This window comes from Nostoc punctiforme PCC 73102 (assembly GCF_000020025.1).
In the GTDB taxonomy this organism is placed as follows: domain Bacteria; phylum Cyanobacteriota; class Cyanobacteriia; order Cyanobacteriales; family Nostocaceae; genus Nostoc; species Nostoc punctiforme.
In genome coordinates, this window is sequence record NC_010628.1 from 385,006 (window position 1) to 402,945 (window position 17,940).

Consider the following 17,940-nt stretch of genomic DNA (forward strand, 5'->3'; position numbering starts at 1 on the left):
AAAGCCTTACATTCGAGTCAAAAGTTACGAGTTGCCAAATTTTATTTACTAACAATAATCATGGTGCAACTGCAAGAAAACAAAACTTCTAAAACCTAAACTAATTTTGTAGAGGAATTATAAATGCCAACCAATACAGCGCCAACATTGGACAACGCAGGTAATCCCATACTGACTGCCATTACTCAAGATGTGACTGACACTGAAAACCTTGGCACTCTAGTTTCTGCCATCATTGCCACAGGTACAGGTGGCAACCCCATCACTGATGTAGACACAGGTGCAGTGGAAGGAATTGCTGTCATTGGTGTAGATAATACCCACGGCATTTGGCAATACTCTACCAATGGCGGTAACAACTGGATTAATTTTGCTGTGTCCGCCATTTCTGCGACATTACTCAGAGATACAGAAAAAGTCCGTTTTATCCCCAATGCTGGCTACAACGGTACGGCTGAAATCACCTTCCGTGCTTGGGATGCTTCAGATGGCAATGCTAGCGGCACTACTGGCGTAAATCCAGGAGTTGGTGGAGGCACAACAGCTTACAGTAGTGCTACGGAAACTGCCAGTATCTCAATTTTACCTCTCGTAGGACTAAGACCCTATTCCATCATTGTCGCCGACTTAAATAAAGATGGTAATACGGATTTGGTAACGGCAAACAAGTCCTCTCAAAGCGTTTCGGTACTTTTGGGAAAGGGTGATGGCACTTTTAAACCTGCCACCACCTTTAGCGTCGTCGGGTTCAACGGGTTAAATCCCTATTCCGTCGCTGTAGCCGACTTCAACAAAGACGGCAAATTGGATTTGGTAACGGCAAACAATGTCTCCAATAACATTTCGGTGCTCCTTGGAAAGGGTGATGGTAGTTTTCAAGCTGCTGTCAATTTTGATTTGCCCTCAGGATCAGCACCCATATCCATCGCAGTGGGGGACTTCAACAAAGATGGTAAATCTGACATAGTAACGGCAAATAATGCTTCCCAAAATATTTCAGTGCTTTTGGGAAATGGTACTGGCGGCTTTGGAAGTGCCATAAACTTTAAAGTTCCCAGCCGTCCTACTTCCGTCATCGTGGGCAACTTCAACGGGGATGGAATATCTGACCTAGCGGTGACGAGTTCTTACTTCAACAACGTCTCAATCCTATTAGGAAATGGTGATGGCACTTTTAACTCAGCCACTCAATTTGACGTAGGAACAAATCCTCATTCTGTTGTCATCGGCGACTTTAATAAAGATGGTAAATCTGACTTGGCGGTGGCAAATTCGGACTCTAACAATGTCTCGGTACTGTTGGGCAATGGTGATGGCACTTTTAAGCCTGCCACCAATTTTAATGTGGGGTTAAATCCCGTATCTGTCACAGTGATTGACTTCAACGGGGATGGCAAATCTGATTTAGCAGTTGCAAACGCAGACTCCAACACGGTTTCAGTCCTGCTAGGAGATGGCATTGGCAGCTTTGGAAATGCCACTAACTTTGACGTAGGTACAACACCCTATGCTGTCACCGTAGGCGACTTCGACAAAGACGGTAAATCTGACTTGGCGGTGGCAAACAGTGAATCTAGAAACGTTTCGATACTACTTAATAATCGCGCTGAATCTTATGATCCCGTTCCCCCTCAGCCGATACTCATCAACGAAATTTTCTTTGATCCCCCAAGTACAGATGGTCCTAGAGAATACATCGAACTGCGTGGTACTCCTGGTGAAACTCTAGCACCTGGGACTTATCTAGTTGGGATTGAGGGTGATTCTGGCTCCCCGAATCCTGGCAATGTTCAAGATATTTTTGATTTGTCTGGTAAGCAGTTTGGAAGCAATGGGTTGCTGGTTCTGTTACAAAAAGGCAATCCTTATGTTAATGTAGTCAACCCCAATGCAAATATAGTAACTAATGCTGGTACTGGAGCCGGATGGGGAAGCGGAGCCTCAAGTTCAATCGGTCATACTGGTCAGACGGGCGCAACTGACATAGAAAATAACTCTGTTAGCTTTTTCCTCATTCAAACTACTACTGCACCCACCCTTAGCAATGATATTGACTCAAATGACGATGGTATTGTTGATCCTGCTGTTTACTCAAAGTGGACTGTATTAGATTCAGTTTCCGTTTTAGATGGCACATCTACTACGGACAGAGCATATAGCTCGATTGTATTTAGAAAAGGTTCTAATGGCGGTTCAGTTCCAGCTAATGCCACAGTTGTTGACACCTCGTTTATCGCTGGATATGTTGGGCGTTCAGGTAATACTACTGGTTCAACAGCCTCAGATTGGGTAGCAAGTGCAATCACCACTGGCACAGCCCCAAATTTTGCATTAGCTACTGCTCCTAACACATCACCTGGAAACTTTGCCGAGCAACCATTGAATCATATTGGCAATACTAACTTTGCTCCTCCAGCTAATATCAATTACGCCATTTCAACTGCTACCCCAACTGTGATTGAAGGTAATAGTGGTAGCAAAACTGTCAGTTTCACTGTGACTCGCAGTGGTAATACTGCCATTGCCACTACCATAAATTATGCCTTGGATGGCACAGCAACTTCTGTCAGCGACTACAATACTATTAAAGTTGGAACTGCAACAGGTACTTTATCTGGGACTTTAAAATTCGCCGTTGGGGAAACGACAAAGACCATTTCACTCAATGTTCTGGGTGAGAAGTTGACTGAACCTGACGAAACCATTAATCTTAACCTAAATTACCCCAACCAAGTAGCTGCGATCGCTCCTGCTACAATCACCATAGTTGATGATGACAACATTCCTGCTATCTCTATCGCAGATAAAAGTGGCAGCGAAGGCAGCGGCAATTTTGTTTTTACCGTCAAACTCTCCAATGCCAGTACTGAAATAGTTACAGTCGCTTACAACAGTAGTAATGATACTGCGATCGCTGGCATTGATTACACCGCAGTCACAGGCAGCCTGACTTTCAACCCTGGAGTTACCACTCAAACAATCACTGTACCGATTCTCAACGATTTTGTTGCTGAATCAAGCGAGCGTTTTTTTGTCAATCTCATCAACCCCACTAATGCCAGCATCGCTGATAATCAAGCTATTGGTACGATTACGGACAACGATATAGTCGGTTTCAATATCTCTCCTGCAACTGGACTAATAACTACCGAGGCTGGTGGCACAGCTAATTTCAATATCCAACTTACCAGCCAACCCACTGCTGATGTAACCTTAAATTTGAGTAGTTCCAAGGTAAGTGAAGGTACTGTCTCAAATAGCGTTACCTTTACCGCAGCTAACTGGAATACACCTCAAGTAATCACAGTTACAGGTGTTAATGATGGTATTGTAGATGACAATATTGCTTATAAAATCATTACTGGCACAGTAGTTAGTAATGATTCAAAATATAACAATTTCAACCCCGCCAATATTGCCGATATTGATGTCGTCAATATTAAAAACGGCAACCAAGTCAATAGCATTATCACAGGTTCAGCCAAGGCTGATAATTTACAGGGAACTAGCTCAGACGATCTGATTTTTGGCTTTGCTAGTAATGACATAATTGTTGGCGGGCTAGGAAACGATCAGATTTACGGCGGTTTAGGTAGTGATAATCTGACAGGAGGTGCAGGTAATGATATATTTGTGCTTGCCAAAGGTGAAGGTATAGATACTATCAAAGACTTCAATCTCAGTGAAGATTTGATTGCCTTATCAGGTGGTTTGATATACTCAGGTTTGTCTCTAACTCAGAGCGGCAGCAATACCATAATTAAAGATACTTCCAATAACCAAAATCTTGCTATTTTAACTGGAATTCAGGCATCAACTTTAAACGCTAGCTATTTCATCACTTATTAGCGATCTGTCAATCTGAAATGGAATAGTTATAGAAATCCGGCTTATTTAGATAAGCCGGATTTCTCAATTTTTTACCCTAAGAAAATCACATAATATTTATGGGGTCTACATCAATGGTCAAGCTAACAGAAGCAGGACAAAGCGATCGCACTTCTTCCCAATCTGGCAATTGTGGCAATGCATCGGGGGCAAATTTAATCAATATCTGCCAGCGATAACGATTAGCTACGCGTAAAATACTCGCTGGTGCTGGCCCTAATATCTCGAATTTTTCTTCTGTACTCAAGGCTGTGGCAATGATTTGCGCTGTATTTTGCACTTGAATGGGATCGAGACTACTTAAGCGCAACAAAATTAACCGCCCATAAGGGGGATAATTGAGGGCTTGGCGTTGTTCTAACTCAGCTTGGGAGAAAGAGTGATAATCGTGCGATCGCACTGCCGCAATTACCTGATGTTCTGTAGTGTAAGTTTGTACAATCACCCTCCCTGGATCGTTACCTCTACCAGCACGTCCAGCGACTTGAGTCAAGGTTTGAAATGCCCGCTCACTGGCGCGATAATCTGATAAATTTAGCAATCCATCGGCGGCGACAACGCCCACAAGTGTCACCTGTGGTAAATCCAAACCTTTGGTAAGCATTTGCGTACCTACTAATAAATCTGCTTCGCCGTTGGCAAATTGGGTAAGTAAAGTCCGGTGTGAGCCTTTGTTACGGGTGGTATCGCTATCAAAACGAATCAAGCGTAACTCTGGGAACTGTCGCGCTAATTCCTGTGTTACTCGCTGAGTACCGCTACCGAAAAATTTCAGATAAGGGGAACTACAATCGGGGCAGTATTTGGGATGCGATCGCGCATAGTTACAATAATGACAGCGCAATAATTCCGGCGCTTTTTCTTCGGTGTGGTGGTACGCCAGCGACACATCACAATGCGGACATTCCAACACATATCCACAACTGCGACATGAGACAAAAGTACTGTGTCCCCGGCGATGGATAAATAAAATTCCCTGTTCTTTTCTCTCTTGCAACTGTTGCAAAGCTTCTTGCAGCGATCTACTAAATATAGAACGATTTCCCTGCTGCAACTCTTGCCGCATATCGACTATTTCCACAGGCGGTAAAGGGCGGGAATTGATGCGTTCGGGCAAACTTAAGTAATATGTCTCTTGCCTCCTGCCTTCTGCCTTCTGCCTCCTGACGCTTATCCAACTCTCCAGGGAAGGGGTAGCAGAACCTAACAATAAGGGGCAATTTTCTAATTCGGCTCGCCATTGGGCGACGGTGCGAGCGTGGTAAGTAGGTATGGGTGAGTCTTGTTTAAAGCTGCTGTCGTGTTCTTCATCTAAAATAATTAAACCCAATTTGGGCAAAGGCGCGAAAACGGCGCTGCGCGTACCAATGACAACTTGAGGTTTTCCTGTGAGCATTTGCCGCCAAGTGTCGTAACGTTCACCGTCGGAGAGGGCGCTGTGATAAACGCTGACTTTATTGCCAAAACGGGCGCGAAAACGATCGGTTAACTGGGGTGTAAGTCCAATTTCGGGGACTAAAACGAGGGCAGATTTACCTTCGCTGATGAGAGGTGCGATCGCTTGCAAATATACTTCGGTTTTTCCTGAACCTGTCACCCCATGCAATAAAACTTCAGCAAATCCATCGAGTGTCTCGATTGTCGCTAAGGCGCTAGCTTGGGCAGAAGTTAAAGATTTAGCTCCATCACCTGCCAATACTGGCCCCTGTTCTGTTCGCAATACTTCCCGTTCTTCGATAACGATGTAACCCTTTTGTGACAACGTCTTGAGGATAGAAGAACTAGCATTGCAAATTTGCAGTAATTCATTTTGCCACAACTCCCCATTATGCCGTCGCAGCACTACCAAAATCTCTCTTTGGCGAGTAGTTAAGTCGCAATCGATTGTACCTGTAAGCGTGACTGCTTTTTGCAGCTTTGGTCGAGTCAGCCGTGGCGGTTCTAAGTAGCTTTCTACTAAACCGAATCGCAGCAGCTCCCGAATTCCCCGATAGGCAGATTTGACTTTTTGTTGGAGGTAGGCGAAACTGTAATCCCCCGCAGGTTGTGTTTGCAAAAGTTCCCAAACTTGCCGCGCGGTTGGAGTTAAAAAAGCTGAAGGATTAGTAGATGCCAATAGATAACTACTTCCTGCTGCTCGCCCTCCTCTAACAAGGCGGATACGACGCTGCGATCGCCCCAGCAACCCTGGTGGTAGAGCAACCCGGATTACTTGAATTAGAGGCGTATAGTAATATGCAGCAACTCGATTGAGTAATTCCCAATAAGCACTTGGGAAAAATCCAACGCTGACTATATCTTCTACTTCCCGGATTTTTTCTGGTGCTAAATCAACATTTGGTTGTGCCAGTAACCGAATTGCGATCGCTCCTAATTGTTGTGCCCCAAATGGCACGCTCAAAATATCCCCTGGTTTTATTTCTAACTGGGCTGGTAATCGATAAGTAAATAATCCTGTACTTCCTGGACAGTCTACCAGTACTTCAACCCACCTATTAAGAGTTGTACCTGATTGGTACGATTCGCTAGCTTGGGCCACTACTAAAGGAGATAAACTTATGCCATTAATATACATAATTCCTGATTTTAAAGTTAGATATTTTCCTCACATAGCTGGTCAAAATTAACCTAGCTAACTAAACTCTAATTTTTTGCTTTCTTAGATTTAAATAGTATTTTTCAATACTGTTATCCTTCATAATACTTGATAAGTTTCTTCTTATGTAATCTACTAGACAAATTCGTATCAACTATACATGCAATAAATATTTGGTACCCACTATATAAATAAAAGCATGTCGGCACTTGCTGCAACAGTTGCTCTATCTACTAAATAGGGAGTAGCCTTTTTCCGCCTATCGATAGATATTCAACCCTTTCTGTATATGAGATGCTTTTATACAAATAAGAACATCCCAAAATTAAGCTGCCATTATTGTAATTTGTATCATTTGGGTAACTTGAAATTGGGAATGCATAACCCCATCACCAGGTTCTAAATTTATCCAGTGACTTCCAAATACCTAAACAGAAAAATATATATTTAGAAAAATATATGAAAGTTGAAGAAATTTGGATGGTTAACTGAGGTTTTTATGTTTGTTCAGGTTGAGAAAGTTTGAGGGGGGTTTGACATATTTGGTAATTAAGAAAAAAATGAAGAATATAATCTGTTAAAAGCCTGAGAAGAAAGTTTTGTTGGGTGCTAAGGTCAGTTACGTTATAGGTTGTATCTAACTGTAACCCGTAGGTTGTAGGTAGATATAGATTTTTATTCTTGAATAGAAATTAGCAGAAGCTTCTATTTCGCCATATAAAGGGGTGCATTCGTCCATTAGGGAAAACTACCAAGCCTCAAAGGAGTAGCTGTAACTAAATTATGTACCAAACAAAACAACAATCCCTAAAGGAAACTATGAACATTGTTGAATTGGGAAAAATGGAAATACTGGAGAATGCTGCTGATATTGAAGAACCATCACTCGATAGTTTAGATGCAGTGGCAGATGAAGAGCCTCCTATTGTAGTAGAAAATCTGGAATCAGATGAACGCGATGGAGATGATATGGCGGCGGCCCGCCCTTCGGGATACAATAAAACCGAGCACGATGATGCCGTCGGTGCGTTTTTTAAAGAGATGGCACGTTATCCACTTCTAAAAGCTGATGAAGAAGTAGAGTTAGCACGGCGAGTTAGATTTCTAGAGGAAATTAGGGAATTACAAGCCGCTTTAAACTTAAAACTAGGACAGGAACCTACCAAACTAGAAATAGCTTCCGAGCTAGAAATGACCGAAAAGCAACTAGAAAGTCGCTTGTATCAAGGTAGAGTAGCGAAACGCAAAATGATTCGCTCTAACTTGAGGTTAGTAGTTTCTATTGCCAAACGATATCTAAATCGGGGAGTGCCTTTTCTGGATTTAATTCAGGAAGGAGCAATGGGTTTAAATCGCGCTACAGAAAAGTTTGATCCAGATAAGGGATATAAGTTTTCTACTTATGCCTATTGGTGGATTAGACAAGCGATTACCAGGGCTATAGCTAACGATGCACGGACAATCCGGCTACCTATTCATATTGTTGAAAAGCTTAACAAACTGAAAAAAGCTCAACGGGAACTAAAGCAAAAACTCTGTCGGAATCCTACCGAAGGTGAAATGGCAGAAGCTTTGGACATTAGTGTGCAACAACTACGCCAACTACAACAGTTACGCCGTCAAGCACTTTCTCTCAACCACCGTGTCGGTAAAGAAGAAGACACGGAATTGATGGATTTGCTAGAAGATGAAGATAACCTGTCTCCAGAAGCAAAAATGAATGAAAACATGATGCGTCAAGAGATTTGGGAAGTGTTGGGTGATGTGTTAACTCCACGAGAAAAAGATGTGATTTCTCTGCGTTATGGTTTGACAACCAGCGAACCCTGTACCTTAGAAGAAGTTGGCAATATGTTCAATCTTTCTCGTGAGCGAGTGCGCCAAATTCAAAGCAAAGCAATGCGGAAATTGCGCCGTCCCCACATCGCTAAACGCTTAAAAGGTTGGTTGATTTAGTTACATTCACGAAGATAGAGACGCAATACCCAATCGTCACTTCGTTCTCATTCAAAATTCAAAAATAGATATTTAATTTTGAATTTTGAATTATCCGCATGGTTTGACTTAATTAGCTCCAATAATGAATTTAGGGGCCGATATATTTATATTTCTTGAGCTTCGACTACCGTAACTCTCAAAAAACGGGCATTCTGTACCTTTTTTCGGCTTTTGTTTAGTCATTCTTAAAAAAATTGCACAGTTGCATATAGACTATGGACTATGAACTATAGACTACAGACTAATGACTTTGTGTAGCAATTTGATTTTGCGTTTTGCTGAACCAACTGATTACAGCGTACTTTTTCAATTAATTCAGGGACTTGCTGAGTATGAAAAATTATCTCATGCTGTCACTGGCGATGCTCTGGCACTTAAAGAGCATTTATTTGGTTCGCACAGATATATAGAAGCGATTTTAGCAGAAACTGCTGGTCAAGCTGTTGCTTTTGCCCTATTTTTTCATAATTATTCAACATTTTTGACCAAGCCCGGAATTTATCTGGAAGACTTATTTGTTTTACCAGAATATCGTAGGCAAGGTATTGGTAAAGCTCTTATTTCTAAAGTAGCCCAGATAGCTATAGAACGTGACTGTGGACGGTTAGAGTGGAGTGTGTTGGATTGGAATGAACCAGCTAAAGTATTCTACCGTAGTATAGGAGCATCTATATTAGATGATTGGCGAATTTGCCGTGTCACAGAAGACGCACTTACGCAGTTAGGGGCTGTCAATTGAAGAAAAATTCAGAATAGCTGAATTCAGTAGTCAGAAGAGGTTGTTGGAAAAGTGTTTTTCCCTAAATTTTGGCACTTTTAGCTCCTCACTAACCCTCTTTAAAAAGGCTATTCATTACTCGGATATTGCTTAACATTTACGAGCCTGACCATTTATTTACGATGAACGCTGCCAGTAAAAATACAGGGTTTGGATTAGCGTAGACGCATTAGCGAAACGGTAGCGACGTTCGCGTAGCGTCTCGCAGAGAAGGAGCGTCAGCGGCTGTCGTCAGACATCGCTCATAAAATTATTGTGGAAAAACATGGTTGTCAAATTAGCGTCGAGTCCGAACTTGGCAAAGGCACAAAATTTGACAATTCATGTAGTACCGCCTAATTAGCTTTAGGACTTAGACAAAACTTAACCCGGTAGGGGTACTCGCGGAGGGTATTGCCCTTACCTGTAAATCCTGGTTTTGGTTATTGTTTGCGTAACCCGTAAACTTAATCAAGAAACCTCTTCTAACTCTTCAGCTTTTACGCTTTTCCTGCCACAACCAAGTCTTTCTTCAAAAGTTCCACTGCTGCTTGATATTGCAGATCCGCTTCAGTACCAATCTGTTCGCGGTTAATTGGATCTTGGGAAATCACTTTATCTGGCTTAATACCTAGTTTGTTAATATCCCGGTGTTGAGGAGTTTCATACTTAGCAATTGTGACTGCCAACCCCGAACCATCTGATAATTCAAATAAAGACTGAATTAGACCCTTACCAAAGGTAGTTTCGCCTACCAACTGTGCACGACCGTTATCTTGGAGTGCGCCAGCGAGAATTTCGCTAGCGCTGGCAGTTCCTTGATTCACCAAAATCACTAGAGGATCGTTCGTCAGGGCCGGTCCTAAAGCTTCAAAACTACCCTGAATACCTTGTCGATTCACGGTATAGACGATAGTACCAGAATCTAACCACTGACGAGCAATTTCAATTCCTGATTGCAATAATCCCCCAGGATTATTTCGTAAATCTAGAATGTAGGCAGCAGCGCCTTTTTTTTCTAGACTAGAAATAGCGTGTGCCAATTCCATTGAGGCGTTGGCATTGAATTGAGTAAGACGTAGGTAGCCAATAGACGTACCTTCAGCGGAAACACGCAATTCTGAAACCACAGGGTTAAGAGCAATGCGATCGCGCGTTAATTTAATTTCCGTTTCTGGCTCTCCATCTCGCTCAATGAGGAGAGTAACAAGACTGCCACTTGGCCCGCGCATTTTAGTTGCAGCTTCATCTAGGGTAAGATTTTTTGTGGACACGCCTTCAATTTTAAGAATGCGATCGCGTGGTCTAATCCCCGCTTTATCTGCTGGTGAACCTGCGATAGGAGCCACTACTTCCAACTTCCCAGTCTCAGGATTCAGGACAATTTGCAACCCTACCCCAGTCAGTTCCCCAGAGGTATTGACCTTTAAGCTGCGGTACTGTTCCGGGTCTAAAAAGCGGGTAAAAGGGTCATCGAGGCTCTTGAGCATCTTCCCAATTGCCGCATAACTGGCATTTGAGTCTGTAAGCGGCTTCTCTAGAACCTTTTGCCGCACAGCCGCCCAGTTTTGATGATTAAAAGTCTCATCTAGATAAGTGCGATTAACAATTCGCCATACTTCGGAAACCAGCTTTTGTTCCCCCGTTAATGCCACCGCAGGCTGGGTAAGCGTACCAAACGCCAACCAAAACGCCATTAACAACGAAAATCCAACCCGAAACACTTGTTTGTTCATGAACCCCATTATCAATTCCACCTCAACCCAAATTGCCTAGAAATGCTCAGTTATCCTGTTGTTGATGAAATCTATCTCTCGATTATGTTACTTTTTTTATAGAAGTGGTGCATTCCTCTCATCAAGTTGTTCAGTCAACTGATGCGTTGTATCCACTCACGAAAGGATAAAATCTACTTTGTGTCCACCATTTTCTGTGCAGGGGCGTAAAGAGATCGCAATATATTCCTTCTTTACAGAGTGTAAAGTTTCTGAAGACTCTTAGCACGCTGAAAGCTGACAAGCAAACGAAATAAACTCGTCTTTACTAAAATCCCAAAATTGCTAATTGGGAGAGAAGTCATAAGAGGCGGCTTATGAGAAGTCCATAGACAATTCTGTTGTTACCCTAGCCTGCCGCAACCCCTTGGGCGAACCCGCAGGATGCCGAGGCTTGGAACCATCAGAATTTTAGTCGCCGATTTAGAGCTTCGGGATTTATCAACCGCAACCGACTTTTAGGAACTTGAGATTGTATGGCCAACGTTTACGACTGGTTTGAGGAACGCCTGGAGATTCAGGCACTCGCTGAAGACGTTACTAGTAAGTACGTCCCTCCCCACGTCAACATCTTCTACTGCTTGGGTGGTATTACCCTGGTTTGCTTTCTCATCCAGTTTGCCACTGGATTTGCCATGACGTTCTACTACAGGCCAACAGTCACTGAAGCGTTCTCCTCAGTGGAGTACATCATGAATGAAGTAAACTTCGGTTGGCTAATTCGCTCCATCCATCGCTGGTCTGCCAGCATGATGGTGTTAATGATGATTTTGCACGTCTTCCGGGTTTATCTCACAGGTGGTTTTAAAAAGCCCCGCGAACTAACTTGGGTCAGCGGTGTCATCCTAGCTGTAATTACAGTTTCCTTTGGAGTCACCGGCTATTCCCTACCTTGGGATCAAGTTGGCTACTGGGCTGTAAAAATTGTTAGCGGCGTACCAGAAGCAATTCCTGTAGTTGGCGTTCTGATCTCCGACCTGCTGCGCGGCGGCTCAAGTGTTGGTCAAGCAACACTAACTCGTTACTACAGCGCACACACCTTTGTGCTGCCTTGGTTGATTGCAGTTTTCATGCTGTTTCACTTCTTGATGATCCGCAAGCAAGGCATTTCCGGTCCTTTGTAATCTCAATTATTAGCGAAAGGTAAGATTTGTCAGTTTTCAGATGAAGTTGTTTGTTTTAAACTTATGAAACACAATAAATTTAATTGCACATAAGTTCCAACAAATAAACACTTTATCTGAAGCTTAAAGCTGTAAATAACAACCTCCAGGCGGCTAACCGTAGACAAACAAAACGCTGCTTTTTGCCTGCTAGATTTGCCTAGTAGCTGATAGCCTTCACAAATGCTTTAATTTAACTTAAGCAGGAGAGCACATTTCAAAATGGCAACACAAAAAAAACCTGACCTGAGCGATCCTCAGTTAAGAGCCAAACTCGCCAAAGGCATGGGTCACAATTACTATGGTGAACCCGCTTGGCCTAATGACTTACTTTATGTATTTCCAATCGTGATCATGGGTTCCTTCGCTGCAATTGTGGCTCTAGCTGTGCTAGATCCTGCAATGACCGGTGAACCAGCAAATCCTTTTGCCACACCATTGGAAATTTTACCAGAGTGGTACTTATATCCAGTCTTCCAAATTTTGCGATCGCTTCCTAACAAACTTTTAGGAGTGTTAGCAATGGGTTCTGTACCAGTTGGGCTAATTCTCGTTCCTTTTATTGAGAACGTCAACAAGTTCCAAAACCCCTTCCGTCGTCCAGTTGCAACCACAGTCTTCCTAGTTGGCACTCTTGTCACCGTGTGGCTGGGTATTGGTGCTGCCTTGCCATTGGATAAATCTTTGACCTTGGGACTATTCTAAATTAGTCACCACAAAGTGCTTTGACGCCTGTGAGTTTCAAGAGCATATTACAGATATGTTTTTGGAAGAAATCTACAGGCGTCAATTTTAATAATTCAGATTCTATTCGGGAGCTGGAGTTTTGGATTGGAAAGCTATCCCAAAATCTAAAATCAGCAAAAGTCATAAAATATAAACATTTTTCACTTAATTAACGTAAGTTGCTAGTTACAACCCTCGAAATGCCAAAATCGTTCATATTTTGTATTTTGGTAGACAAAATATCTCAATTGAGATTTTTCGGCATCAGAGCAATTTGGCGAATCATGCAAAATTTAATAACTAGCAACTTAGGTTTATTTATATTTAAGTCACAGTTAATGTTTACTATAGTGCAGCAAGACCATCTGAAGGTTAAGAGCGAACTCAGCCTCCTAAACCAGGTGCAAGAATGGTTCGAGCAATTTTGTCTGCAACATTTGTCTCAACTTGGCTGGTCAAAAACCCAACTCGATCGCCTCAACTTAGCATTAGCAGAAGGCTTTACCAACGCTGTTCGTCATGCTCATCATGCTTTACCCCCAGAAACAACTATTGAAATTAACGTTGATCTGTGGATCGATCGACTAGAGATTAGAATTTGGGATTATGGAAAACCTTTCAATCCTGATGCGATCGCAGAGCCAGCCCCAGGTACTCTACAAGTAGGTGGGTATGGATGGTTCCTCCTCCGGCGTTTGGCAGACCGTGTTGTATACGAACGTGGTGCAGATGGTAGAAATTGCCTTCTCATCGTCAAATACTCTGTGGAAGCACAATAAGAAAAGTGAAGTTAAGTCAGTCACTTTAGAACAGAAGTATGAGCGGAAAAGCCATCTGCGACAAGATGTCGTCATTTGATTGCTGAAAGTATACTCCTTTTTCAATATTGTTTGAATTGGAGTAATGTATTTTTTGAGTAAAATTGCTTAGTTATTATGATTTTCTTGTAAAATCTCAAAGAATATTTTTGTATAAAAACAATTAGTGAATACAGTAAAGATAGCATTCGAGTTATATTAGCTCCCTTGTTAAGATTTGTCAGCAGTGTTGAGAGCCTGAATGTTTGTTCTCCAACAACTGCCATTTAGTCCTTAGAGAGATAGAAATAATAGGGGACAGATTATGACTAAAACAGCCCTAGTTACAGGAATAACTGGTCAAGATGGCTACTATCTCAGCCATTTGCTCCTCAACCGTGGTTATCGAGTTGTAGGATTAGTACCCCCGCATCGACAACCTAATTTGACAAAGCTGGGAACACTGGCGAATCAGGTAGAAATTTTTACGGTTGACTTGAGGGATAGTAGGGCGCTATTGACAGCAGTTGAGCAACTACGTCCTCAAGAAATTTATAATTTGGCGGCTCCCAGTTTTGTACCCGACTCCTGGAACGACCCATTAGGAACCCTGGATTTGATCACTGGTACAGCTACCAGACTTTTGGAAGCTGTACGACAGGTTGGTTTGTCTACCAGATTTTATCAAGCCAGCAGTTCGGAAATGTTTGGCGATGTATTTAGTTCGCCTCAAGATGAAGAAACGCCTTTTCGTCCCAAAAATCCTTATGCTGCGGCCAAGATGCACGCCCACTGGACGATGGTGCATCACAGACAGCGCTATGGATTATTTGCCTGTAGTGGAATTCTATATAACCATGAGTCTCCTCTACGCGCACCTCAGTTTGTAACCCGAAAAGTTTCTTTAGCAGCCGCATCGATTAAATTGGGTTTAACTGACACCTTAGAAATGGGTAATTTAGATGCCAAACGTGATTGGGGCTTTGCTGGAGATTACGTAGAAGCTATGTGGCTGATGTTGCAAGTCGATGAACCAGAAGAATATGTGATTGGCACTGGTAAACTGCACAGTGTTAGAGATTTAGTTGCCACAGCTTTTGAGTCTGTCGGATTGGATTGGACGCGCTATATAGTTTTAAATACCAGTTTATTGAGACAAGATGAGCATTTTCAACTAGTAGCTGACCCCAGTAAAGCTAAAAGAAATCTTGGCTGGGAACCCCAAGTGAGCTTTGAAGAACTTTTAGAAAAAATGGTAAAAACAGATTTAGAGCGGTTACAAAGCGGTGCCATCGCGCCTTTAACCCAAGTGTAAATAACCTAATATGCATATTACTAAAGTGACACAAAACCTAAAGGTAGGTGATAAAGTTAACCAAAAAACTAACCATGTCTTCGTGTTTTTAGAAATTTTTGCTCACGAAGGTGGTATTCAATCATATATAAAAGATATTTTCCGTGCCTATCTGGGATTGAGCCAAGCTTACAAGGCGGAAGTATTTTTACTGCGAGATAGCCCTGATAGGTTAAATCTGTTTGAAGACGAGAACTTAAAATTTCATTACTTTAAAAATCAGTCTCCTCATTTGGGGAGACTGCAAATGACAGCAGCTTTACTCAAGTGTCTATTGCAAAACCGACCACAGCAAGTTTTCTGCGGTCATATTAACTTAGCAGTATTAATCCAAACTCTTTGTCAGCCCTTGGGGATTCCTTACACCGTGCTAACTTACGGTAAAGAAGTCTGGGAACCTCTAAAAAATCAAGAACGTCGCGCCCTGACATCAGCAGATAAAATTTGGACAATTAGCCGTTACAGCCGCGATCGCGCTTGTCTTGCTAATGGTATAAACCCCAAAATGGTAGAAATGATGCCTTGTGCAATTGATGGGGATAAATTTACTCCAGGTTCCAAACAGCCAGAATTCGTTCAGAAATATCGCTTAACTGGTTCTAAGGTGTTAATGACAGTAGCACGCTTATGGTCAGGAGATATTTACAAGGGTGTAGATGTCACAATTCGGGCGCTACCACAAATTGCTCAGGTTTTCCCACAAGTGAAATATTTAGTAATTGGTCGCGGTGATGACCAACCGCGATTAGCGCAGCTAGCAAAAGATTTAGGTGTGAGCGATCGCGTCGTCTTTGCGGGTTTTGTTGCCACCGAAGAATTAATGCAACATTACCACCTTGCTGATGCCTATATCATGCCTTCGCAAGAAGGCTTTGGCATTGTTTATCTAGAAGCAATGGCTTGTGGAGTACCTGTCTTATCCGGTGATGATGATGGCTCGGCTGACCCTTTGCAGGATGGTAAACTGGGATGGCGAGTACCACACCGCAATCCTGATGCTGTAGCAGCAGCTTGTATAGAAATGCTTCAAGGGAATGACCAACGATGTGATGGACAGTGGCTGCGAGAACAGGCGATCGCTTTGTTTGGCATAGATGCTTTCCAACAGCACTTGCAAAAAATGCTTCTATCCTCAGTTTTCACTCCCAATAACAAATGACTAAAATCGCTATCCTAGAAGGAGAGCAGGACCACGTTTAAAAAATGAGCTTTAAGTCATTTCAATTGAATCTTTTAAATCTCCGGCCTTGGCTCACCCTGCTAGCAGTTGTTTGGTTGCTGGCATCACTGGGCTTGGGTTGGTTGGTTAATTCGTTGCTAATTATTGTCGGGTTGCTGTTTTTAGCACCCATTGTGGCTTTTTTTGGCTTTCGTTGGTGGCTGCAACGCAACTTGGTTGCTGACCAGTGTCCCGTCTGTAGATATGAATTTACGGGTTTAAATAACAGTCAATTACAGTGTCCTAATTGTGGGGAGTCGCTTTTAGTACAAGATAGTCATTTTCAGCGCTTCACACCAGAAGGCACAATTGATGTCACTGCTGTCGAAGTTCCAGCCAAATCACTGGAAGATTAGTCAAGGATCATTAGTCATTAGTAAAAGACAAATGACTAATGACTATTTATTGTGTTGCGAGATTGAGAGACTGTAGTTATGCTGCTGCTGGGATAGTTCGCCCACATATACTGAGTATCTTCCTGCCTGCCAGTAACCAGATTGTTCTGGCTTGCCTCCAGAGTAGCTATCTGCCATTACACAAAAACGTCCCCCTGGACCGTCGATCAACAGCGTTGGCTTCCCTTGACTTTCTACTGTTAATCGTAAATAAGGTAGTGACTCTGTAACCTGAATAACTTGACTAGGTTCAGTAGTAATATTGCCACAATTACTTTTGACAGTTCCCCCAGACTTTCCGTTCAAAACCAGTGGATCTGGCTGGAAAGTCCGATTTATTTGGACATTTGGTATCTGTGCCAAATTAGCCTCAGTAAAAACCAAGCTCATCACCAAAGATATGGGAAGAATTGCAAGTAGCCGAAGCGTTTTCATTTTAATTAATGCTCCAGATTGTTTAGAGCAATTATTGTTATACAGTCTAATTTAATTGACGGTATCAATTTATCTTGGTTCCAAAAGCTGTCGTATAACCTAATACCATTAAATTAAAAATTGTTTGTGAAGATGGGATGTAGAGATGTCGCCGAGTAAAGACTCTACATTTATCCTGCAAATTAACTCATATATCATGATGGCTGGCGATCGCTTCTCTACTAAAATATTTAACCACCAGTAGAATAGGCATTTGCCTAAAAAGTCTTATTTTTTACATTTTAAGAATGTAAAATTACTGGGAAAATTAAATAAATTACCAGACAATAACAAAAAAACATAATTTTTACCTGTCAGAAAGGTATTGCACACACAGACATTAGCTAAAATCACTAAGACAACCACCAAAAATAGAATTTAGTTAGTCTGTTGTCGAATAAATATGCTAACTGAGGTAGATAAAGATTTATGAATCCTCAACCAGAAGAAGACTTACAGCGTCGCCTCGATAAGTTAGAGGCAGAGATTAATTCCGCACCTGGGGCGGTTACTCAACCACAAGGACAAAAACAGATGCCTCAGCCTGTTTTTGCCAACTTGAGCTTGCAACTGGAGCGATTTAAGATTTGGTTCAACGGCTTATCTGGGACAAAAAAGCTGGTAGTTTCAGGTGTGACGGTACTAGTAGGCTTGGCGATGCTCCAAGCAGTGTTTAAACTAGTTGCATCTGTAATAACTCTGGCACTTTTAGCAGTGTTAGTGTATGTTGGATACAAATTTTTTGTGTCTAGTAGCTTTCAACGTAAGCAATAAGTTGATATGCGATTACTTGGCAAT

At 42.2% G+C, this 17,940-nt stretch carries 13 protein-coding genes; 10 read left to right on the top strand and 3 right to left on the bottom strand.

Annotated features, from left to right (window positions below; translation table 11 throughout):
* The first annotated feature begins 123 nt into the window (after positions 1-123).
* Positions 124-3,849, top strand: coding sequence for a beta strand repeat-containing protein (locus NPUN_RS37280; protein WP_012407116.1), 3,726 nt, complete (start codon positions 124-126; stop codon positions 3,847-3,849).
* Between the two features lie 85 nt (positions 3,850-3,934).
* On the opposite strand, the gene priA is transcribed toward NPUN_RS37280, so the two are convergent.
* Entirely contained in the window at positions 3,935-6,463 is a 2,529-nt protein-coding gene (priA, locus tag NPUN_RS01575) for a primosomal protein N' (RefSeq protein WP_012407117.1), read from the bottom strand.
* Between the two features lie 804 nt (positions 6,464-7,267).
* Here priA and NPUN_RS01580 point away from each other — a divergent pair.
* Both NPUN_RS01580 and NPUN_RS01585 read left to right on the top strand, forming a co-directional pair.
* Positions 7,268-8,440 (top strand): RpoD/SigA family RNA polymerase sigma factor, encoded by a 1,173-nt coding sequence (locus tag NPUN_RS01580; RefSeq protein ID WP_041565122.1) that lies wholly within the window; start codon positions 7,268-7,270, stop codon positions 8,438-8,440.
* Between the two features lie 286 nt (positions 8,441-8,726).
* A complete protein-coding gene (locus NPUN_RS01585; RefSeq protein ID WP_012407119.1) occupies positions 8,727-9,221 on the top strand; it encodes a GNAT family N-acetyltransferase in 495 nt (164 codons plus the stop codon).
* 518 nt (positions 9,222-9,739) lie between these two features.
* Here NPUN_RS01585 and ctpA read toward each other — a convergent pair.
* On the bottom strand, positions 9,740-10,984 hold the full coding sequence (gene ctpA, locus NPUN_RS01590) for a carboxyl-terminal processing protease CtpA (protein ID WP_012407120.1): 1,245 nt from the start codon (positions 10,982-10,984) through the stop codon (positions 9,740-9,742).
* 506 nt (positions 10,985-11,490) lie between these two features.
* On the opposite strand from ctpA, the gene petB reads away from it, so the two are divergent.
* The 6 genes from petB (at position 11,491) to NPUN_RS01620 (ending at position 16,629) form a co-directional block, all read left to right on the top strand.
* Positions 11,491-12,138 (top strand): cytochrome b6, encoded by a 648-nt coding sequence (gene petB, locus NPUN_RS01595; RefSeq protein ID WP_012407121.1) that lies wholly within the window; start codon positions 11,491-11,493, stop codon positions 12,136-12,138.
* Positions 12,139-12,399: 261 nt separating this feature from the next.
* Positions 12,400-12,882, top strand: coding sequence for a cytochrome b6-f complex subunit IV (gene petD / locus NPUN_RS01600; protein ID WP_012407122.1), 483 nt, complete (start codon positions 12,400-12,402; stop codon positions 12,880-12,882).
* A gap of 359 nt (positions 12,883-13,241) precedes the next feature.
* Positions 13,242-13,682 carry an ATP-binding protein gene (locus NPUN_RS01605; protein WP_041565844.1) on the top strand — a complete coding sequence of 147 codons (441 nt, stop codon included), beginning with the start codon at positions 13,242-13,244 and terminating at the stop codon, positions 13,680-13,682.
* A gap of 343 nt (positions 13,683-14,025) precedes the next feature.
* Positions 14,026-15,015, top strand: a complete 990-nt coding sequence (locus NPUN_RS01610; RefSeq protein WP_012407124.1) for a GDP-mannose 4,6-dehydratase — start codon at positions 14,026-14,028, stop codon at positions 15,013-15,015.
* A gap of 10 nt (positions 15,016-15,025) precedes the next feature.
* Positions 15,026-16,213 (top strand): glycosyltransferase family 4 protein, encoded by a 1,188-nt coding sequence (locus NPUN_RS01615; RefSeq protein ID WP_012407125.1) that lies wholly within the window; start codon positions 15,026-15,028, stop codon positions 16,211-16,213.
* 44 nt (positions 16,214-16,257) lie between these two features.
* Positions 16,258-16,629 carry a hypothetical protein gene (locus NPUN_RS01620; protein ID WP_012407126.1) on the top strand — a complete coding sequence of 124 codons (372 nt, stop codon included), beginning with the start codon at positions 16,258-16,260 and terminating at the stop codon, positions 16,627-16,629.
* A gap of 42 nt (positions 16,630-16,671) precedes the next feature.
* Here the strand turns inward: NPUN_RS01620 and NPUN_RS01625 are convergent, their stop codons facing one another.
* Complete coding sequence (locus tag NPUN_RS01625) at positions 16,672-17,103, bottom strand: hypothetical protein (RefSeq protein ID WP_012407127.1); 432 nt, start codon at positions 17,101-17,103, stop codon at positions 16,672-16,674.
* A gap of 468 nt (positions 17,104-17,571) precedes the next feature.
* Here NPUN_RS01625 and NPUN_RS01630 point away from each other — a divergent pair, with 468 nt between their 5' ends.
* Complete coding sequence (locus tag NPUN_RS01630) at positions 17,572-17,916, top strand: hypothetical protein (RefSeq protein WP_012407128.1); 345 nt, start codon at positions 17,572-17,574, stop codon at positions 17,914-17,916.
* The last annotated feature ends 24 nt before the right edge of the window (positions 17,917-17,940 follow it).